Origin of the sequence: Agromyces allii (assembly GCF_009749385.1) — a bacterium.
Classification (GTDB): Bacteria; Actinomycetota; Actinomycetes; order Actinomycetales; family Microbacteriaceae; genus Agromyces; species Agromyces allii.
Map to the genome: position 1 here is coordinate 251,084 of NZ_WBIN01000012.1, position 18,421 is coordinate 269,504.

Genomic DNA, 18,421 nt, shown 5'->3' on the forward strand with positions numbered 1-18,421 from the left:
GGTCGGGCTGCCTGTGCGCACTCCCAGCCCGGATCGGCTCTCACGCGCCTAGACTGACGGGATGGTACGCGTCTGGTTCGTGGGCGGCATCGTCGCCGTGATCTTCTGGATCTACGCGATCGCCGACTGCGCCTTCTTCGATCGATCCCGCATCCGCGGAGTGAGCCGCGGGTGGTGGCTCGCGATCATCGTGCTGCTCCCGGTGATCGGCGGCATCCTCTGGTTCCTCATCGGTCGCGGTCGCGCATGGCGCGGTCGCGCCGGCAAGACCGTCGCGCCCGACGACGATCCCGAGTTCCTCCGCGGTCTCAAAGCCGATGCCGACCAGGACGAGCGCATCCGTCGACTCGAGCAGGAGCTCGCCGACCTCGACGGCGACCAGTCCAAGAAGGACGATCCGCGCGATCCCCGCCCGCACGAGCCGAAGCCGCACGACGGTCCTGACGCCTCGGGTGAGGCGGGAGCCTCCGGCCGGCCGAATGGCTGAGGCGTCGGGCGCAGGCCCGACTCCGGCATCCGACCTTCAGCGAAGCCCCGCGACCGCGGCGGCCATCGCGCTGCTCAGCGGGTTCGTGCGCGCCGGCGTCCGCGACGTGGTCGTGGCCCCGGGGTCGCGCTCGCAGGCGCTGGCCCTCGCCGCGGCCGAGCTCGAGCGGGTCGGCGCGATCCGCCTGCACGTGCGCATCGACGAGCGCAGCGCCGGGTTCCTCGCGCTCGGCCTCGCAGTCGAGTCCGGGCGCCCGGCGGTCGTCGTCGTCACGTCGGGCACCGCGGTCGCGAACCTGCACCCGGCCGTGCTCGAGGCGCATCACGCGGGCGTGCCGCTCATCGTGTGCTCGGCCGACCGGCCGGTCGAGCTGCGCGGCATCCGCTCGAACCAGACCACCGTGCAGCCGGGCATCTTCGCCGGCGCCGTGCGCATGGAGCGCGATGTCGCGGCGCCCGCCGGCGACCCCGGCGAGACCGACGCGGCGGCCCGACTCGCGCGCACGGCCGTCGCCGTCTCGCTCGGGCGCGACGACCGGAGCGTGCCGGCGGCGCATCCCGGGGCCGGCCCCGTGCACCTGAACCTCCAGTACAGCGAGCCGCTCTCGACGGCCGTGCACCTCGACGAGGCGCCCACGCCCGCAGAGGGCGATCCGGTGACGGATGCCGCGACGCGCGCCGCGGCATCCGTCGACGCCGATGCCGAAGGCCGCCCGAAGGGTGCGATCATCGGGGCGGGTCCTCGCACGGTCGTCGTCGCGGGTGCCGGCGCGGGCCCGGGCGCCGAGCAGTTCGCGCGCGACGGCGGATGGCCGCTGCTGGCCGAGGTCGCGAGCGGTGCCCGTTTCGGCCCGAACCTCGTCGTCGCCTCGCGCGAGCTGCTGAACGAGCCGGGCTTCGGCGACCGCATCGAGCGCGTCGTGGTCTTCGGGCATCCGACGCTGTCGCGCGAGGTTCCCGCGCTCGTGCAGCGCCGCGACGTCGAGGCGATCGTCGTGGCCCCAGCGGGCATCGAGTGGTACAACCCGGGGCGCCGCGTCCGCCGGTTCGAGCGTGCGGTGCGCGCCGAGCCGCAGCCGACGCCGCTGCCGCCCGAGGCGCGCGAATGGCTCGGGCGCTGGGTGCACGCGAGCCGCTCGATCGTCGACGCGGGCCTGCCGCAGACGCTCGGCCTCATGAGCGGGGTCGACGAGACCGGGCACGTCTCCGACTACGCGGCGCAGCGCGAGTACATGAAGGCGCAGCTCGCGGCCGTGCGCGAACCCGTGTCCCGCCGCATGCTCGTCGACGCCGTCTGGGCGGCGACCTGGCCGCACGACCGACTCGTGTTCGGGGCCTCCCGGCTCATCCGCGACGCCGATCGCGCGGTCGCCGGTCGCCGCATCACGGTGCACGCCAACCGCGGACTCGCGGGCATCGACGGCACCGTCGCGACCGCGGTGGGCATCGCGATCGCCAGCGGCTCGGTCACGCGCGCCGTGATCGGTGACCTCACGCTGCTGCACGACGTCGGCTCGCTGCTGTTCGGCGCCGCTGAGGCGCGGCCTCGCCTGCAGGTCATCGTCGGCAACGATGGCGGCGGCACGATCTTCGACGCCCTCGAGGTCGCGGGCTCGGCGGAGGCCTCGGCATTCGACCGCGTGCAGTACACACCGCAGTCGGTCGACCTCTCGGCACTCGCCACCGCCTACGGCTGGGGCTACGCACGGGCCACGACCCGCGGCGAGCTGAGCGACGCCCTCGCGGCGCCCGTCGACGGGCCGAGCCTGCTCGAGGTGCCGCTGCCGCGCTGACCCGCGTGCCGCCACCCCTTGCCGCGGCATCCGCTCGGTCGACAGGATGGAACCCTGCGCGGCGCCGCGTCGCGCGAGGGGAGTCGTCATGAACCACGCGCCGTACTGGACCGCCGACCCGATCGACCTGCTGCGCGTCGGTGAGGGGTTCCGCCTGGCCGACGTCGACCCCGACTCCTCGCCGGGGTTCGAGGGCGGCAAGTCCGCGGGCCAGCAGGCGCTCGCCGACGGCGTCGCCCGCCTCGCGGAGCTGCAGGAGCAGCTCTTCGCGAGCAGTCGTCTGGGCGACGACCGGCGCATCCTGCTCGTGCTGCAGGCCATGGACACCGCGGGCAAGGGCGGCATCGTCAAGCACGTCATGGGCTCGGTCGACCCGCAGGGCGTGCAGCTGGCGAGCTTCAAGAAGCCGACCGAGGAGGAGCTCGCGCACGACTTCCTCTGGCGCATCCACAAGGAGGTGCCCGGCCCCGGCCTCATCGGCGTCTTCGACCGCTCGCACTACGAGGACGTGCTCATCGCGCGCGTGCGCGGCTTCGCCCCGCCCGAGGAGATCGAACGCCGCTACGGCGCGATCAACGACTTCGAGCGCGAGCTCACCGCCACCGCGACCACCGTCATCAAGGTCATGCTGCACATCTCGCCCGACGAGCAGCGCGCACGCCTGCAGGACCGCCTCGATCGACCCGACAAGCACTGGAAGTTCAACCCCGGCGACATCGACGAGCGACTGCTCTGGGGCGACTACCAGCAGGCCTACCAGCTCGCCTTCGACCACACCGCGACGGCGGATGCCCCGTGGTTCGTGATTCCCGCGAACCGCAAGTGGTACGCGCGGCTGGCCGTGCAGCACCTGCTCACCGACGCGCTCGAGCGCATGAGCCTCGAGTGGCCGAAGGCCGACTACGACGTGGCCGAGCAGAAGGCCAGGCTCGCGGCGAGCTGAACCGCCGGTTTGTCGAGCGGCCGGCGGCTCCTGCTACCTGCCGAACGCCTCGACGATCGGCCGGAACTTCATGACGGTCTCGGCGAGTTCGTCGGCCGGCACCGAGTCGTGCACGATGCCGCAGCCCGCGTAGGCGTGCACGGTGCCGTCGGCGTCGATCTGCGCGCAGCGGAGGGCGATCGCCCACTCGCCGTCGCCGTCGCCGTCGACCCAGCCGACCGGCCCGGCATAGCGTCCGCGATCGAAGCCCTCGAGCTCGGCGAGCACCGAGAGCGCGACGCGACGGGGCGTGCCCGCGACCGCGGCGGTCGGATGCACGGCGCGCACGAGGTCGAGTGCGCTCGACCCGTCGCCGAGGGTGCCCTTGAGGTCGGTCGCGAGGTGCCAGAGGTTCGGCAGCTGCAGCGTGAACGGTTCGGGGCTCGCGTCGAGGCGGGCCGTGTGCGGCTCGAGGCGCTTGACCGCGCTCGCGACGGCCAGGGCGTGCTCGGCCCGGTCCTTCGCGGACTCGGTCAGGGCCACGGCCCGTTCGCGATCGGAGGCCTCGCCCGCACCCCGCGCGGTCGTGCCCGCGAGCACGCGCGCCGAGACGGTGCCGTGGTCGACGCGCACGAGGGTCTCGGGGCTCGCCCCGATGAGGCCGTCGACCGCGAACACCCACGTGTCGGGATAGTCCTCGGCGAGCCGGTGGATCGTGGCCCGCAGGCCGTCCTCTTCGTGCAGTTCGCCCACGAGCTCGCGCGCGAGCACGACCTTCGCCAGCTCGCCGCCGTCGATGCGGCGCACCGCCTCGGCCACTGCGGCCTCGTAGCGCTCCGGCGGAACCGCGCCCGGCGCGAACGTCACGCGCGGCACGCGACGGCGAGGCGCCGGTTCGGGGATCTCGAGCGATTCGGATGCCGCGGCATCCGCCCGCGCGTCGCCGTCTGCGGGCTCGGCATCGGGCGCCTCGACGAGGGCGATGCGCGTGACCCAGGCGCGGCCGTCGCGTCGCCCGAGCACGAGCTCGGGCACGATCAGGACGCTCGTCGACTCCGACTCGTCGGCGAACGCGAACGCCCCGAATGCGACGAGGCCCGTGCCGGGGAGCCCGACGCGGTCGTCGATGTCGGCGTCGGCCGAGAGCTCGGTCCAGACGGCGGCCGCATCGGCGACCCGATCGACGCCGGTCGTCTCGATGCGCAGCGTCTCGCCGAGGCCGACGATGCCCTCGCCGCGGCGCATCCAGAGCAGCGGATGCCGCGGGTCGGCGCGCGGGATGAGGGGCGCGAGTTCGTCGACCGGCTCGGTGCGCACGACGAGGCGCGACCGGGAGCGCTGGGGCGCGGCATCCGTGTTCGTCACCGGATCAGCCTACGACCGAGCCCTGCGCATCGGCCTCACGCTCGACCGGCGTGCGAGGGTCAGGCCTCGACGACGTCGACGCCGCGCCAGAACGCGACGTGACCGGCGATCTCGGCGGCCGCCTCGGACGGCGTCGGGTAGAACCAGGCCGCATTCGGGTTGCGCGACCCGTCGACGTCGACATGGAAATAGCTCGCGGTGCCCTTCCAGTGGCAGACGCTCCGGTTGTCGCTCGACGCGAAGTGCGCGTCGACGATCGACTCCCGGGGGAAGTAGTGGTTGCCCTCGACGACGACCGTGTCGTCGGACTCGGCGATGACCGTGCCGTTCCAGATGGCCTTCATGCTTGCTCCTGTTCGTCGTTCGCGGGTCGTGCGCGGATCGGCGGGTGCCGCAGTCCGCGGACGCCCGCCCACGACATCCAACGCACTCGATGCCCTCGGCATTCCGCTGCATGCTTCCCAGCGCATGCACCGGAGCCGCGGCCTAGAATCGAAGGATGACGCGCGCAGATCTCGGCAAGGATCCCAGCCAGGTATCGGCGATGTTCGACCGGGTGGCGGCCAGGTACGACCGCACGAACACCGTCCTCTCGATGGGCAACGCGCCGCTCTGGCGCGTCGCGACCACGCGTGCCGTGGCGCCGAAGCCCGGAGAGCGCATCCTCGATGTCGCCGCAGGCACGGGCACCTCGAGCGCGAGCCTCGCCGCCTCGGGCGCCTCCGTCGTCGCCGCCGACTTCTCGCCCGGCATGATCGAGGTCGGCCGGGCCCGCCAGGAGCGCGTGCCCAACCTCGTGTTCGTCGAGGCCGACGCCACGAACCTGCCCTTCGGCGACGACGAGTTCGACGCCGTGACGATCTCGTTCGGCCTGCGCAACGTCAACGGGCCCGAGAAGGCGCTCGCCGAGTTCCTCCGCGTCACCAAGCCCGGCGGTCGCCTCGTGATCTGCGAGTTCTCCCAGCCGCCCGCGCCCATCATCCGCCTCGGCTACCACGGCTACCAGCGCTACGTCATGCCGACGCTCGTGCGCTGGTCGAGCTCGAACGACGACGCCTACGACTACCTCAACGAGTCGATCGACGCATGGCCCGAGCAGCCCGAGCTCGCGGCGCTCATCCGCAGCGTCGGCTACACCGATGTCGCGTGGCGCAACCTCACGGGCGGCATCGTCGCCCTGCACCGGGCGCGCAAGCCGCTCGCGTGACCGCGGGCGCCGCGCCGCGGCATCCGTCACTCGCCCGCGCGTCCAACGCGAGGGCTCGCCGTGGAAGCGGCGTCGACCGGGTGCACAGGTCGACCCCGATAGACTCGAAATCGTGAATCCGAGCCATCCGGTCGCGCGTCGCGGCTCTGCGCTCGCTTCGAACCTCGGTCTGAGCGAGCGCCTGTTCGCGTCATCCGCCGACAAGGCGATGGCGAAGGCGATCGACGACGGCATCGATCGGGTCGAAGCGGGTCTCGTCCGTGAAGTGCGTTTCGCCGATTCGATCGCGGATGCCTCGACCCGCTACCTGCTCGACGCCGGCGGCAAGCGCGTGCGGCCCATGCTCACGCTGCTCACCGCCCAGCTCGGCGCGGGCATCACCGACGACGTGGTCACCGCCGCCGAGGCGATCGAGATCACGCACCTCGGCTCGCTCTACCACGACGACGTCATGGACGAGTCGGAGCGTCGTCGCGGCGTGCCGAGCGCACAGACCGTGTGGGGCAACAACGTCGCGATCCTCACCGGCGACCTGCTGTTCGCCAGGGCGAGCCAGCTCATGGCCGAGCTCGGCGAACGCGCGATCCGCATGCAGGCCGGCACGTTCGAGCGTCTCGTGCTCGGGCAGCTGCACGAGACCGTCGGCCCCGGCGAGGGCGACGACCCCATCGAGCACTACATCCAGGTGCTCGCCGACAAGACCGGCTCGCTCATCGCGGCCGCCGCGCAGTCCGGCCTCGTGTTCTCGGGTGCCGACCCCGCCTACGAGGCGCCCGTCGTCGAGTTCGGCGAGAAGATCGGCATCGCGTTCCAGCTCATCGACGACGTCATCGACCTGTCGCCGCAGCCCGAGACCACCGGCAAGGTGCCGGGCACCGACCTCCGTGCGGGCGTCGTCACCCTGCCCGTGCTGCGCCTCGCCGAGCTGGCGAAGACCGATCCCGCGTCCGCAGACCTGCTCCGGCGCATCCAGCGCGACGTCATGGTCGGCATCGACCCGGCCGACGCCGGCGACCCCCACGACACGAACACGCTCGCCTCGCGCATCGTGCCCTCGCGCGAGACCGTCGACGCGATCGTCGCCGAGCTGCGCGAGCACGAGGCGACCACGGCCACCTTCGACGAGGCGCACCGCTGGGCCCGCGAGGCCGTCGAGGCGCTCGCGCCGCTGCCGGAGGGCACCGTGAAGAAGGCGCTCATCCGCTTCGCCGAGACGGTCGTCGACCGGGCGAGCTGAGGCAGGGCATGACGAAAATCAGGAGAATCGAGCCTTCAGGGCTTGTGGACGGGGCATCAGCCGCGATCTCCTGAATTCGTGTGGAGTGGTCGGCGACAAGGGGGAGGTTCGAGCACGTGACCAGGAACAAGCTTCGACTCGCGATCGTCGGCGCCGGGCCGGCCGGCATCTACGCCGCCGACATCCTGCTGAAGGCCGAGCGCAACTTCGACGTCTCGATCGACCTGTTCGACCACCTGCCCGCGCCGTACGGGCTCGTGCGCTACGGCGTCGCCCCAGACCACCCGCGCATCAAGGGCATCATCACGGCGCTCCGCGAGGTGCTCGACCGCGGCGACATCCGCATCTTCGGCAACGTGCGCTTCGGCACCGACATCTCGCTCGACGACCTCAAGCGCCACTACAACGCCGTCATCTTCGCCACGGGCGCGGTGCAGGACTCGTCGCTCCGGATCCCGGGCATCGACCTCGAGGGCTCCTACGGCGCCGCCGAGTTCGTGAGCTGGTTCGACGGTCACCCCGACGTGCCCCGCACCTGGCCGCTCGAGGCCGAGTCGGTCGCGGTGATCGGCAACGGCAACGTGGCGCTCGACGTCGCCCGCATGCTCGCCAAGCATGTGGAAGACCTGATGGTCACCGAGATCCCCGACAACGTCGCGGCCGGGCTCTCGGCGTCGCCCGTCACCGACGTGCACGTGTTCGGACGCCGCGGCCCGACATCCGTGAAGTTCACGCCCCTCGAACTGCGCGAGCTCGGCGAACTGCGCGACGTCGACATGATCCTCGCCGACGAGGACTTCGAGTACGACGATGCGGCCCGTGCCGCAGTCGCCGGCAACAAGCAGGTCTTCGTCATCGACAAGGTGCTCCAGCAGTGGCGGCAGCGGTCGGTGGGCGAAGCGTCGCGCCGGTTGCACCTGCACTTCTTCGCCAAGCCGCTCGAGGTCGTCGACGACGGCACCGGGCGCGTGAGCGCGATCCGCTACGAGCGCACGCGGTCCGACGGCGCGGGCGGGGTCGTCGGCACGGGCGAGATCCGCGAGATCCCCATCCAGGCGGTCTACCGGGCCGTCGGCTACTTCGGCTCGCCGCTGCCGGGCGTGCCCTTCGACGAGCAGTTCGGCGTGATCCCGAACCACGAGGGCCAGGTGCTCCTGCGCGACCCCGAGACGGGCGAGTCGCGCCAGATGTACGGCGTCTACGCCACCGGGTGGATCAAGCGCGGCCCCGTCGGGCTCATCGGCCACACGAAGTCCGATGCCATGGAGACCATCAAGCACGTCATCAACGACCTCGGCAACTGGTGGACGCCCGAGTGGCCCTCGGAGGAGTCGGTGCTCGAGATGCTCGATGCCCGCGGCATCGCCTACACCGACCTCGACGGCTGGCACCGCCTCGACCAGCACGAGCGTTCGCTCGGCGAGGCCGAGAGCCGCGTGCGCATCAAGGTCGTGCCGCGCGACGACATGGTGCAGATCTCGCGCGACGGTGCGTGAGCGGCGTTCCTTCCTGCGGGGTTCCTGCGTCTGACCGTCCTGGTTCTGACGTTCCTGCGTCTGAGGGGCGGATGCCGCGGCGCGGCCTGTGCATGACGCTCAGGCCCGATCGCGTCCGGCGAGTACGCTGCACGACGTGCCGCCCGAGACCATGACCGCCGTCGTGCCGATCGCGACCGCGCTCGTGGCCGCCGCGCTCGGGGCCCTGCTGGGGTGGTGGCCGCTCGCGGCGTGGGTGCGGCGATCGCTGCGTGCGCCGGCCGGGTCTCACGGCGAGCGGATGCCGCAGCGCACGATCCGCGTCTCGGCCGCTGTCGTCACGGCCATCACGTTCGGCCTGCTCGGCCTGCGGTTCGCCGCGACGTGGGTGCTGCTCCCGCTGCTCGTCTTCGCCGCGGCGGCGACCGTGCTCGCTCTCGTCGACCTCGCCGAGCACCGCCTGCCCAACGCGGTCGTGTTCCCGGCGCTCGGCGTCGTGGGCGTGCTGTTCCTCCTCGCGACACTCCTGACCGGCCGACCCACGTCGTTCCTCCTCGCGCTCGCCGGAGCGGTCGCGATGTTCGCCGTCTACCTGCTGCTCGCACTCATCTCACCCGGCGCCATGGGCATGGGCGACGTGAAGCTCGCACTGCTCATTGGTCTCGTGCTCGGCTGGTTCGGCCTCTCGGCCTGGATCATCGGGCTCCTCGGGGCGTTCGTGATCGGCGGGGTCATCGCCGTCGTCGGGCTCGCGACGCGACGCGTGACCCTGCGCGGATCGATCCCGTTCGGTCCGTCGATGCTCGCCGGAGCCCTCGTCGCCGTGCTGGTCGCGGGAGACGTCCCGACGTTCATCGGCATGGCGACGATAGGCTGAACCCACCGAGACCCCGGGGGAGGTGTCGTGGCAGAGCATCCGGCCGACCATCGTTCCGGTTCGGCATCCGACCCGCCCGTCGGTTCGCCGGCAGCAGACGTGCATGCGGCAGTCGCCCCGGCCGCCTCCGCAGCCTCGGCCACCTCCGGGCATGACGAACGCTGGCGGCCCGACGTGCTCGGCCCCGGGTTCGAGCAGCGCACGCTGCCGCTCGGCACCGACGACGAGGGCGAGGTCGTCGCGACGCTCGTGCGGCACGATCCCGGGTTCCGGTGGTCGCTGCGGCGCGGCGCGGCATCCGGAGTCGACGTGCTCTACGTGCACGGCTGGAGCGACTACTTCTTCAACCCCGAGCTCGCACGATTCTGGTCCGATGCCGGCGCCCGGTTCTTCGCACTCGACCTCCGCAAGTACGGGCGGAGCCTCCGGCCCGGGCAGACGCCCGGCTTCGTCACCGACCTCGCCACGTACGACGACGACATCGAGGCGGCGCTGGGGGTCATGGGCCACGGGCGCGGAGCCGCGGCATCCGCCCGGCCGCTCCTGCTGCTCGGACACTCGACCGGCGGGCTCACGCTCAGCCTGTGGTCGGCGCGCAACCCCGGACGCGCGGCCGCGCTGGTGTTGAACAGCCCGTGGCTGGAGTTCCAGCTCAGCGCCACCGGACGCGCCGCGCTCGCGCCCGTCATCGGCTGGGGCGCCCGTGTGAACCCGCTCGGACCCATGCCCAACGTGGATCTCGGCTTCTACACGCGCACCGTCGCGAAGGAGCTCGGCGGCGAGTGGGAGTACTCGCACGAGTGGCGGCCCGACCGCGGATTCACCGTGCACCCCGCCTGGCTCACCGGAATCCTCGCCGGGCACGCGACCGTCGCCCGCCGCATCGACGTCGGCGCGCCCGTGCTCACGCTGCTCTCGAAGCGGTCGACGCTGCTGCCCCGGTGGGACGAGGCCATGCGCTCGTCCGACATCGTGCTCGTCGTCGACGAGATCGCCGAGCGCACCCTGCGACTCGGGCCGAACGTGACGGTCGCCCGCATCGACGGCGCGCTGCACGACGTGTTCCTCTCGCGCGAGCCCGTGCGGGCCGCCGCCTACGCGGCCATCACGCGCTGGCTCCGCGGTTACGCCCCGCGCCGCTGACGCGCCCGTCCCCGCCCGGGCGGCTGCCGCGCGCGTGGAGGGAGCTTCGGCGCGGTGAGGTCGCGCCGAGCCTCACTCGGTGTGCAGAACCGTCCTCACTCGATGCGGTGACTCGTTCTGCACAGGCGGTGGGCAGGCGTGATTCCTCGACCGGATGCTCGATCCGGGGGTCGAGGACGTCCGGACTGGGGAGCCTTGGCGGATGGAACTTCCCCGGCTGCCCAACGGCCTCATCCGGTTCGCCGACGTGCGTGAGGCAGGACTGCAGCGAACCCTCGCCGCCGACCTCGCCGCTCGTCGAATCGTCCGCGTAAGGCGCGGCGTCTACGTCGACGCGCCTCCGCTCGGAACACCGGAGTGGCGCCGCGATGAACTCCGTCACACCCATCTCGTCTCCGCCGCGGCCGAGAGCATGCGGGCGCCCGTGTTCACGGGGTTCTCAGCGCTCGCGCTCCTCGGGTTGCCGAGCTTCGGCCGATGGCCGCGCGACGTCTGCGTGCTCGCCGACGGCCCGACCGGGCATCGTCGGCCGGGCGTCGTCGCCGTCGCGGCCCCGCGCCCGCCAGACGTCGAGCGTGTGCAGGGCGGCATGTTCGTGACCTCGGTGGAGTTCGCCCTCGTCCAGGCCTGTCGCGTGGGCACGCTCGCCGCGGCACTGGCCGCAGTCGATGCCGCGTTGTGGGTGCCGAGCGGCGCGGGACGCGCTCCGCTCACGACGATCGAACGGCTGCTCGGCGAGCACGAGCGACTGATGCCCTACCCCGGCAGCCGCCGAACGGAGGCCGTGCTGGTTCGCGCGACGAGCCGATCCCAGACCGTGCTCGAAACGGTCAGCCGCCTCGTCATCGAGGAGTGCGGGTTCCAGGCGCCGGTTCTGCAGGAGTCGTTCCGTCTCGACGAGCTCGCGATGACCGCGGACGTCGACTTCTGGTGGCCGTCGGTGCGTGCCATCGGTGAGGCTGACGGCCGCGGGAAGTACCTCGCGGGTGCGACCGCCCACGGATCCGCTGTGCCGGCGGGGGAGTCGCTCGTCTCGGCGATCGCAGCCCGTGCGGTGATCCGAGAGAAGGACCGCGAGAATGCACTCCGCCGCCGAGTGACGTCGATGGACCGCTGGGACTGGACCGACATGGTGCGCAAAGACCCGCTCGAGCAGCGCCTGCTCGCCATGGGAGTGCCGCGCACGAGGCAGCGCCGGGCGCTCGTCGGCTCGCCCGAGGCATCCGTGCTTCGCTCAGATCGTGCCTGAGGACGGTTCGATGCGGTGAGGAACACTCGAACGGTCCTCACCGCATCGAAGTCACCTCACGAGCGCCCGGGGCGCCGCGCTCAGCGGAAGTTCGTGAACTGCAGGGCGACGTCGAGGTCCTTGCCCTTGAGCAGGGCCATGGTCGCCTGGAGGTCGTCGCGGCTCTTGGACGAGACGCGCAGCTCGTCGCCCTGGATCTGGCTCTTGACCGTCTTGGGCGCCTCGTCGCGGATGATCTTCGAGATCTTCTTCGCGTTCTCGCTGTCGATGCCGTTCTTCAGCGCGATCTCGATGCGGAACTCCTTGCCCGAGGGGTAGGGCTCACCCGTGTCGAGCGAGCGCAGCGTGATGCCGCGCTTGATGAACTTCGACTCGACGACCTCGAGCACGGCCTTGACGCGCTCGTCGGTCTGCGCCTTCAGCAGGATCTTCTCGCCCGACCACTCGACCGAGGCGCCGATGTTCTTGAAGTCGTAGCGCTGCTCGACCTCTTTGCGCGCCTGGTTGACGGCGTTCTCGGCCTCCATGTGGTCGACCTTGGAGACGATGTCAAACGTGGAATCAGCCATGCAGGCCAGTCTACCGAGGGGCTCGCCTCCGCGAACAGCGCCGAGCTGCGCCCTGCGAACAGCGAACTCGACATCAGTGAGCAGGCGCAGGTCGGGCGGATGCCGCGGCGCGCGCCCGCGCCTCTCGCGCCCGCCGGCGGGCGGGCGTCAGGCCGGCGGCGGGGTGGCCGTCGACGAGCGCACGCGCAGCTCGAACGGGAGGGGAGTCGAGGCGGGCGCCGCGGCATCCGACCCGGGTTCGAGCTGTTCCATGAGGATCTCCACGGCCTTCTCGCCCTGGAAGCGGGGGAACTGCGCGACGGTCGAGAGCCCGAAGAAGTCGGAGAGGTCGTGGTCGTCGATGCCGACGATGGAGACGTCGCGGGGCACGACGAGGCCGAGTTCGCGGGCGGCGAGGATCGAGCCGATGGCCATCTCGTCGGAGGCGGCGAAGATGGCGGTGGGGCGGTCGTGGGGCACGCCGAGCAGTTGCTTCGCGGCGTGGAACCCGCCGCGGATCGTGAAGTCGGCCGGCGCGAAGAGGCGGTCGTCGACCTCGATGCCGGCCTCGCGGAGGGCGTTCTCGTAACCGTGGCGACGGTTGGTCGGCAGGTGGAAGTCGAGGTCGTTCTCGAGGTCGCCGCCGATGTGCGCGATGCGGCGGTGGCCGAGCGCGAGCAGGTGCTCGGTGGCGAGCTTGGCGACGGCCACATCGTCGATCGTGAGCGTGCGGACCCCGGTGATCGGGCCGCCGACGCCGACGAGCGGCTTGCCGAGGTCGTGCAGTCGCGCCACCTCGGGTTCGGTGAGCTCGAGCGAGACGGCGATGACGGCGTCGACGCGCTGGCGCAGGAGGAAGTGCTCGAACACGCTCGCGCGCTCGCCGCTGTCGCCCGAGAGGTTGTAGAGCGTGAGGTCGTAGCCGCGCCGGAGCAGCGCACCCTGCGCGCCCTCGAGCACCGAGGAGAAGAACCATCGGTTGAGGAACGGGATCACGACGCCGATGTTGCGCGTGCGCCCCGACGCGAGGCTCGACGCGTTCGACGAGACGACGTAGCCGAGCTGCGCGGCCGCATCGAGCACCTTCGACTTCGAGGCGGCGGAGACGTGCCCGCGGCCGCTGAGCGCACGCGAGACGGTCGCGGTCGAGACGCCGGCGAGCCGAGCGACCTCTTCGATGCCGGCCATCGCGCCTCCGTACGGGTCGGGCTGGAACCTCGACATCCTATCGTCCGGTGCCCTGCGTGGCGCGTTGCCCGGCCCGCCCTCGTAAGGTAGACAGGCACGGTCGGGCCCACGTTCGGGGGAGGGGCGGTGTCCGCCATCCACCGAACCGAAGGGAATCACGCACGTGAAGTGGGTCAAACGAATCGTTCTCACGCTCGTCGTCGTGTTCGCCGCGTTCTACGTGATCACGCGTCCTGAAGAAGCCGCGAACATCGTGCAGGGCGCGTTCGGCGCCGTGTTCAGCGCGACCGAGGCGATCGGCCAGTTCTTCAGCACGCTCGCCTCCTCGTAGTCCCATGGGCGTCTTCGGAGACCCGAACGTCGAACAGCACCTGATCTCCGACGAGGGCGAGTTCGTCGTCGACGAGGTGCGCAAGCACTGGGCCGCGGTCGTGAGCGCGATCCTCGAGGCGCTCGCCGCGATCCCGGTGCTGCTGCTGATCCTCTGGCTGCCGTCGACGGCGTACTGGGTGCCGCTGCTGCTGGCGCTCGGCCTCGTCGTGCACGCCTCGTGGCGCATCATGGGCGCCCGCATGGACCGGTTCGTGATCACGAACATGCGCGTGTTCCGCGTGCACGGCATCCTCACGCAGAACATCGCGACGATGCCGCTCGCGCGAATCCTCGACATCTCGGTGCACCGTCCGCTCATCGGCCGCATCCTCGGCTACGGCCACTTCGTGTTCGAGTCCGCGGCGCAGGAGCAGGGGCTTCGCGACATCCGCTTCGTGCCGAAGCCGGGCGAGCGCGGGCTCACGATCCAGCGCACCATCCAGCGCGCGGGCCTCCGCGGGTCGGCGCAGGCGTGGCGTGCCGAAGACGAGCGTCGCGAGCGCGAGGCGGCCGGTGCTGCGCCAGCGGCTTCGGCCCAACCCGCCCAGACCGCGGCGCTGCCGACGAGCGCCCCGACCTACTCCCCGTCGACGTCCGCGTCGAACGACACGGCGGAGTTCCCTTCCGAAGATCAGAACTCGACGGCCGAGATGCCGTGGTGGCGGGCGCAGTAGACGCCCGATCGCCCGCGCGATTCCGGGCTTCTCGACGGGCGAACGGATGCCGCGGCATCCGCTTCGGGCCTCGATTTCACGTCACGGCACCTCACGGGTATCCTTGACAGGCCCCCGGTTGTGTGCAGAACTCGGTCGGGTGCGACTGGCGAGTTACCCAAGCGGCCAAAGGGATCTGACTGTAAATCAGCTGTCATCGACTTCGGGGGTTCGAATCCCTCACTCGCCACCGAAAGCCCCGGTCAGACGCAGTTGCGACTGAGCCGGGGCTTCGTCGTTCCGGGCCTCCGAGCTCCGACGGTCGACGGCCGACGGATGCCGCGGGCGGCCCGGTCAGCGAGGCACGGCGCCGAGCGAGGGAAGCAGTGCATCGCGCACGACCGGCCCCATCGAGGCGCTGAAGGTCGCGGTCACGTGGTGCTCGTCGCCGTAGACGAGGTGGTTGCCGATCACGGTCGGGCATCGCTCCGCGTTGCAGAACCAGTCGGTGAAGTCGACGAACCGCGCCCCCGCGGCTTCCGCGGCCGATCGCACGGCTCGCACGGCGCTCGCGTTCACGGCCCGCGTCCGCGGTTCGTCGCATGCATCGGCGGATTCGGGGTGGCGCGCGAGGCAGATCGGCGGACTCACGTCGAACTCGGGCGTCTCGGCGAGCACCGCGACCCTGGTCGGATCGGGGAATCGCGCCAGCGTGCTCGCCGTCGCAGCCGACCACTGCTGCTCGTACCGGTCCTCACGCCCGGCGACGGGCCGCCCGAGGTGGTCGGCGAGCACGGTCAGGTCGGGGGACTCGTCGACGATCCAGGCCATGGCCGCCGTGCGCCACGCCGAGCACGACGCGTTCGGTGAATCCGCCCAGGTCGACGCCGATTCGATGGATCGGCACCCCGACTTCGTGAGCGTGACGAGGTGGACCGGCTGCCCGGCGAATGCGGCCTGCATCGCCGGGAACCAGCGGCCGGCATGCGAGTCGCCGAAGAGCACGACGGTCGCGACGTCGGTCGCTCCGGTCGCATCGGGGCCGGAGCTCTCCTGACCGAACGAGCACACGACGAGCTCCGCGGACGCCTTGTCCTGCTGGCACCCGTTCTCGTAGAGCAGGCCGGTGTCGTCGACCGCGCCGGCGAGCGTCGGGCTCACGTTGCGCGGCACGTAGGGGGTGCCCTGCGGCTCGCGTTCGGCAGCTCGGCTCATCGCGTCACGGGTCGAGGTCAGGGGAACGGACGCGAGCGACGGCGTCGCCGCGAGCAGCGACCCGGCGACGACCGCGGTCGCGGCCAGCCCGGCGACGATCGACCGGCGGGGCCGGGAGCTCGCCGGGTCCGCCCGCCGGAGGAACGGCAGCTCCACGAAGCGGTGGAGGAGCCAGGCCGCGACCACGGCGACCAGCATGAGCGCGCCGACCTCGATCGGCGTGGGCGTCGTGACATGGTCGACGCTCTCGCCGGCCAGGGAGAGCAGGGGCCAGTGCACGAGGTAGAGCGAGTACGAGAGCGTGCCGATCGCGACGGCTGGCCGCAGCCCGAGCCCGCGAGCGACCAGCGTGCCCGCCCCGCGCGCCGTGCCGCCGACCGCGAGCAGCACTGCAGTGCCGAGCACCGGGACGAGGGTGCCGACGCCCGGATGGGGGAACTCCGGCAGTCCGCCGAGGGCGATGCCGAGCACGATCATGGTCGCCCCGAGGATCGCGAGCAGCTCGGTGGCGCGGATTCCCAGCCGTGACAGACGGGCCACCGCGAGCGCGGCGAAGATGCCCGCGCCGAGCTCCCACGCCCGCGTGGCCAGCGAGAAGAAGTTCCACGGCGAGTCGCCGAGCACGAGGCACACGGCGAACGAGGCCGCGAGGATCGAGAGCCCCAGTGCGAACGCCGGGCGCCCCGAGCGTCGCGTGAGGGCGAAGAGCCCGATCAGGAGCAACGGGACGAGCAGGTAGAACTGCTCCTCCACGCCGAGCGACCAGAAGTGCTGCAGCGGCGACGGCGCCGTGCCGTTCAGGTAGTCGGTCTCCTGCATCGCGAACCGGATGTTGACGGCGGACGATGCGGCCCAGGCCGCGTCGGTCGCGATCTGCGCGAGACGGATGGGCGACGCGATCAGCACCGACGCGATCACGGTGGCCACGGTCACGACGAGCGCGGCGGGAAGGATCCTGCGCGCACGCCGGGCGTAGAACGCAGCGAGGTCGACGCGCCCGGTCTCGAGGATCGTGGCGACGAGCGGCCCGCCGATCAGGAACCCCGAGACCACGAAGAACACGTCGACGCCGAGGTACCCGCCGCCGAACCCCGGGACGCCGGCGTGGAACGCGATCACGACGAGCACCGCGATCGCCCGCAGCCCCTGGATGTCGGGACGGAACCCGCGCGGAGGCTGCGGTCGCGGTGCGATGGGACGCCCAGGTCGTTCGGTCGCCATGCTGTCCTTCGCCGAGTGGGCGGCCAGTATCGCGGTTCCGGGTGACGCCGAGGTGAACGAGGCATGAGCGGCGAGGCCGTGCTTCTCGCGCCCGGATGCCGTGTGAGCGGCGGGCGCGTAGCTTGGAGGCATGACCTCAGCCGCGGCATCCGCAGACCTGCTCGCCCTGGCCCACGCGATCGCGGTTCACGCGGGGGAGTCCGCCCTCGACGCGCGACGCCGCGGCGTGAGCGTCGCGGCGACCAAGTCGACCCCGACCGACATCGTGACCGCCGTCGACCGCGACACCGAGGAGCTGATCCGCTCGCTGATCCTCGACGCGCGCCCCGACGACGGCATCGTCGGCGAAGAGGACGACGTGCACATCGGCACGAGCGGCCTCGACTGGATCGTCGACCCGATCGACGGCACCGTGAACTTCCTCTACGACCTCCCGTCGTGGGCGATCAGCATCGCCGTCGCCGAGCGCGGTGGGGCGGATGCCGCGGGCGGCGCGGGCTCGATCGACGGCGCGACCGTGGCGGGCGTCGTGCTCAACCCGTCGAGCGGCGAGCTGTTCGAGGCGAGCCTCGGCGGGGGAGCGCACGCGGCGGGCCGTGCGCTCGCGGTGAACGAGGGGGTGCCGCTGCACCAGGCGCTCGTCGCGACCGGGTTCGGCTACGCGTCCGACCTGCGTCGACGGCAGGCCGAGGTGCTGCTCGGCGTGCTGCCGGAGGTGCGCGACATCCGACGCATCGGCTCGGCCGCGCTCGACCTCTGCGCGCTCGCCGCGGGCCGGATCGACGCCTACTACGAGCGCGGACTCAACGCCTGGGACCACGCGGCCGGTGGGCTCATCGCCCGCGAGGCGGGTGCGCGCATCACGGGACCGCACGGCGGGCGCGAGAACTCGGAGCTGCTCGTGGCGGCGGCGCCCGACCTGCACGAGGAACTCGTCGCGCTGCTGCGCCGGGCGGGCGTCGACGCCTGATCCGAAGCGCCGCGAGGTCGTCGCTGCGGCACGGCGCGCTGGGGATGCACCCCGTCTTTCGATTCGCAGGAGTCTCGCAGGGTGGCACGGGATCGCCGCGGTTCCCGCGGAGGTCCGGGGCGGTTCGGTGGTCGCCTTCGGCATGCGCTGCGGAATGCGTTGCGGATCGGCCTCGCGGCGACGAATCCGACCGCGATCCCGTGGCGCCGGAAGACGGGTTCGGGGTAGCCTTTACCGATCTGTAATCTCGGCACGAGTCGGGATGCCACCTCCGTTCCCCCGTCTCATCGTCGAAGGTCTCTCCCACCGTGCCCGAGTCCCCCCTCGTGCCCGACGCATCACCGCGCGGCACCATGGATCCCCTGCGGTCCGGGCGACCCCTCACGCGCCGGGAACTCCGCGAGCTCGAGGCCGCGCAGGCGGCTGCGGCGGCACCGCCCGTGGCGCCCGCGGCTGCGGCGGCTCCCGTGGCGCCCGCGGCCGTGGCTCCGGCAGCGCCG

At 71.8% G+C, this 18,421-nt stretch carries 18 protein-coding genes and 1 tRNA gene; 14 read left to right on the forward strand and 5 right to left on the reverse strand.

The window, feature by feature from the left end:
* The first annotated feature begins 61 nt into the window (after nucleotides 1–61).
* The 3 genes from GQR16_RS16030 (at nucleotide 62) to GQR16_RS16040 (ending at nucleotide 3,222) form a co-directional block, all read left to right on the forward strand.
* Entirely contained in the window at nucleotides 62–487 is a 426-nt protein-coding gene (locus GQR16_RS16030; protein WP_157416148.1) for a PLDc N-terminal domain-containing protein, read from the forward strand.
* Entirely contained in the window at nucleotides 480–2,279 is a 1,800-nt protein-coding gene (menD, locus tag GQR16_RS16035) for a 2-succinyl-5-enolpyruvyl-6-hydroxy-3-cyclohexene-1-carboxylic-acid synthase (RefSeq protein WP_157416149.1), read from the forward strand. Before GQR16_RS16030 ends, menD begins: the two co-directional genes overlap by 8 nt.
* Before the next feature lie 88 nt (nucleotides 2,280–2,367).
* The gene (locus tag GQR16_RS16040; protein ID WP_157416150.1) at nucleotides 2,368–3,222 is read left to right on the forward strand and encodes a polyphosphate kinase 2 family protein; all 855 of its coding nucleotides are present in this window, start codon (nucleotides 2,368–2,370) and stop codon (nucleotides 3,220–3,222) included.
* A gap of 33 nt (nucleotides 3,223–3,255) precedes the next feature.
* Here the strand turns inward: GQR16_RS16040 and GQR16_RS16045 are convergent, their stop codons facing one another.
* The gene (locus tag GQR16_RS16045; protein WP_246200880.1) at nucleotides 3,256–4,566 is read right to left on the reverse strand and encodes an isochorismate synthase; all 1,311 of its coding nucleotides are present in this window, start codon (nucleotides 4,564–4,566) and stop codon (nucleotides 3,256–3,258) included.
* A gap of 59 nt (nucleotides 4,567–4,625) precedes the next feature.
* Nucleotides 4,626–4,910 carry a DUF427 domain-containing protein gene (locus GQR16_RS16050; RefSeq protein ID WP_157416151.1) on the reverse strand — a complete coding sequence of 95 codons (285 nt, stop codon included), beginning with the start codon at nucleotides 4,908–4,910 and terminating at the stop codon, nucleotides 4,626–4,628.
* Nucleotides 4,911–5,065: 155 nt separating this feature from the next.
* Here GQR16_RS16050 and GQR16_RS16055 point away from each other — a divergent pair, with 155 nt between their 5' ends.
* The 6 genes from GQR16_RS16055 to GQR16_RS16080 all read left to right on the forward strand — a co-directional run bounded on the left by GQR16_RS16055 (nucleotide 5,066) and on the right by GQR16_RS16080 (nucleotide 11,754).
* Nucleotides 5,066–5,773 (forward strand): class I SAM-dependent methyltransferase, encoded by a 708-nt coding sequence (locus GQR16_RS16055; RefSeq protein WP_157416152.1) that lies wholly within the window; start codon nucleotides 5,066–5,068, stop codon nucleotides 5,771–5,773.
* Between the two features lie 112 nt (nucleotides 5,774–5,885).
* A complete protein-coding gene (locus GQR16_RS16060) occupies nucleotides 5,886–7,010 on the forward strand; it encodes a polyprenyl synthetase family protein (protein WP_246200881.1) in 1,125 nt (374 codons plus the stop codon).
* Between the two features lie 116 nt (nucleotides 7,011–7,126).
* Nucleotides 7,127–8,506 (forward strand): FAD-dependent oxidoreductase, encoded by a 1,380-nt coding sequence (locus GQR16_RS16065; protein ID WP_157416154.1) that lies wholly within the window; start codon nucleotides 7,127–7,129, stop codon nucleotides 8,504–8,506.
* A 136-nt stretch (nucleotides 8,507–8,642) separates the two neighbouring features.
* Nucleotides 8,643–9,362 (forward strand): prepilin peptidase, encoded by a 720-nt coding sequence (locus tag GQR16_RS16070; protein WP_157416155.1) that lies wholly within the window; start codon nucleotides 8,643–8,645, stop codon nucleotides 9,360–9,362.
* Nucleotides 9,363–9,536: 174 nt separating this feature from the next.
* Nucleotides 9,537–10,505: an alpha/beta hydrolase gene (locus GQR16_RS16075; RefSeq protein WP_246200888.1), complete on the forward strand. Its 969-nt coding sequence runs from the start codon at nucleotides 9,537–9,539 to the stop codon at nucleotides 10,503–10,505.
* 202 nt (nucleotides 10,506–10,707) lie between these two features.
* The gene (locus GQR16_RS16080) at nucleotides 10,708–11,754 is read left to right on the forward strand and encodes a hypothetical protein (RefSeq protein ID WP_157416156.1); all 1,047 of its coding nucleotides are present in this window, start codon (nucleotides 10,708–10,710) and stop codon (nucleotides 11,752–11,754) included.
* Between the two features lie 80 nt (nucleotides 11,755–11,834).
* Here the strand turns inward: GQR16_RS16080 and GQR16_RS16085 are convergent, their stop codons facing one another.
* Nucleotides 11,835–12,323, reverse strand: a complete 489-nt coding sequence (locus GQR16_RS16085; RefSeq protein WP_157416157.1) for a YajQ family cyclic di-GMP-binding protein — start codon at nucleotides 12,321–12,323, stop codon at nucleotides 11,835–11,837.
* Nucleotides 12,324–12,470: 147 nt separating this feature from the next.
* A complete protein-coding gene (locus GQR16_RS16090) occupies nucleotides 12,471–13,490 on the reverse strand; it encodes a LacI family DNA-binding transcriptional regulator (protein ID WP_157416158.1) in 1,020 nt (339 codons plus the stop codon).
* A gap of 163 nt (nucleotides 13,491–13,653) precedes the next feature.
* On the opposite strand from GQR16_RS16090, the gene GQR16_RS19640 reads away from it, so the two are divergent.
* The 3 genes from GQR16_RS19640 (at nucleotide 13,654) to GQR16_RS16100 (ending at nucleotide 14,765) form a co-directional block, all read left to right on the forward strand.
* Nucleotides 13,654–13,821 carry a hypothetical protein gene (locus GQR16_RS19640; RefSeq protein WP_170298535.1) on the forward strand — a complete coding sequence of 56 codons (168 nt, stop codon included), beginning with the start codon at nucleotides 13,654–13,656 and terminating at the stop codon, nucleotides 13,819–13,821.
* 4 nt (nucleotides 13,822–13,825) lie between these two features.
* Nucleotides 13,826–14,536 (forward strand): PH domain-containing protein, encoded by a 711-nt coding sequence (locus tag GQR16_RS16095; protein WP_157416159.1) that lies wholly within the window; start codon nucleotides 13,826–13,828, stop codon nucleotides 14,534–14,536.
* A 147-nt stretch (nucleotides 14,537–14,683) separates the two neighbouring features.
* Nucleotides 14,684–14,765: transfer RNA gene (locus GQR16_RS16100), tRNA-Tyr, on the forward strand.
* Between the two features lie 104 nt (nucleotides 14,766–14,869).
* Here the strand turns inward: GQR16_RS16100 and GQR16_RS16105 are convergent.
* The gene (locus GQR16_RS16105; RefSeq protein WP_170298536.1) at nucleotides 14,870–16,951 is read right to left on the reverse strand and encodes an acyltransferase family protein; all 2,082 of its coding nucleotides are present in this window, start codon (nucleotides 16,949–16,951) and stop codon (nucleotides 14,870–14,872) included.
* Nucleotides 16,952–17,081: 130 nt separating this feature from the next.
* On the opposite strand from GQR16_RS16105, the gene GQR16_RS16110 reads away from it, so the two are divergent.
* Both GQR16_RS16110 and GQR16_RS19770 read left to right on the forward strand, forming a co-directional pair.
* The gene (locus tag GQR16_RS16110) at nucleotides 17,082–17,921 is read left to right on the forward strand and encodes an inositol monophosphatase family protein (protein WP_157416161.1); all 840 of its coding nucleotides are present in this window, start codon (nucleotides 17,082–17,084) and stop codon (nucleotides 17,919–17,921) included.
* Between the two features lie 308 nt (nucleotides 17,922–18,229).
* A partial coding sequence (locus GQR16_RS19770; protein WP_211373552.1) for a hypothetical protein occupies nucleotides 18,230–18,421 on the forward strand: 192 nt, incomplete at its 3' end.

What these genes read in the sequence shown, in the direction of transcription:
- GQR16_RS16030 (WP_157416148.1), top strand. Translation starts at nt 62, where the DNA reads ATGGTACGCGTCTGGTTCGTGGGCGGCATCGTCGCCGTGATCTTCTGG.
- menD (WP_157416149.1), top strand. Translation starts at nt 480, where the DNA reads ATGGCTGAGGCGTCGGGCGCAGGCCCGACTCCGGCATCCGACCTTCAG.
- GQR16_RS16040 (WP_157416150.1), top strand. Translation starts at nt 2,368, where the DNA reads ATGAACCACGCGCCGTACTGGACCGCCGACCCGATCGACCTGCTGCGC.
- GQR16_RS16050 (WP_157416151.1), bottom strand. Translation starts at nt 4,910, where the DNA reads ATGAAGGCCATCTGGAACGGCACGGTCATCGCCGAGTCCGACGACACG.
- GQR16_RS16055 (WP_157416152.1), top strand. Translation starts at nt 5,066, where the DNA reads ATGACGCGCGCAGATCTCGGCAAGGATCCCAGCCAGGTATCGGCGATG.
- GQR16_RS16080 (WP_157416156.1), top strand. Translation starts at nt 10,708, where the DNA reads ATGGAACTTCCCCGGCTGCCCAACGGCCTCATCCGGTTCGCCGACGTG.
- GQR16_RS16085 (WP_157416157.1), bottom strand. Translation starts at nt 12,323, where the DNA reads ATGGCTGATTCCACGTTTGACATCGTCTCCAAGGTCGACCACATGGAG.
- GQR16_RS16090 (WP_157416158.1), bottom strand. Translation starts at nt 13,490, where the DNA reads ATGGCCGGCATCGAAGAGGTCGCTCGGCTCGCCGGCGTCTCGACCGCG.
- GQR16_RS16095 (WP_157416159.1), top strand. Translation starts at nt 13,826, where the DNA reads ATGGGCGTCTTCGGAGACCCGAACGTCGAACAGCACCTGATCTCCGAC.
- GQR16_RS16105 (WP_170298536.1), bottom strand. Translation starts at nt 16,951, where the DNA reads ATGGCGACCGAACGACCTGGGCGTCCCATCGCACCGCGACCGCAGCCT.
- GQR16_RS16110 (WP_157416161.1), top strand. Translation starts at nt 17,082, where the DNA reads ATGACCTCAGCCGCGGCATCCGCAGACCTGCTCGCCCTGGCCCACGCG.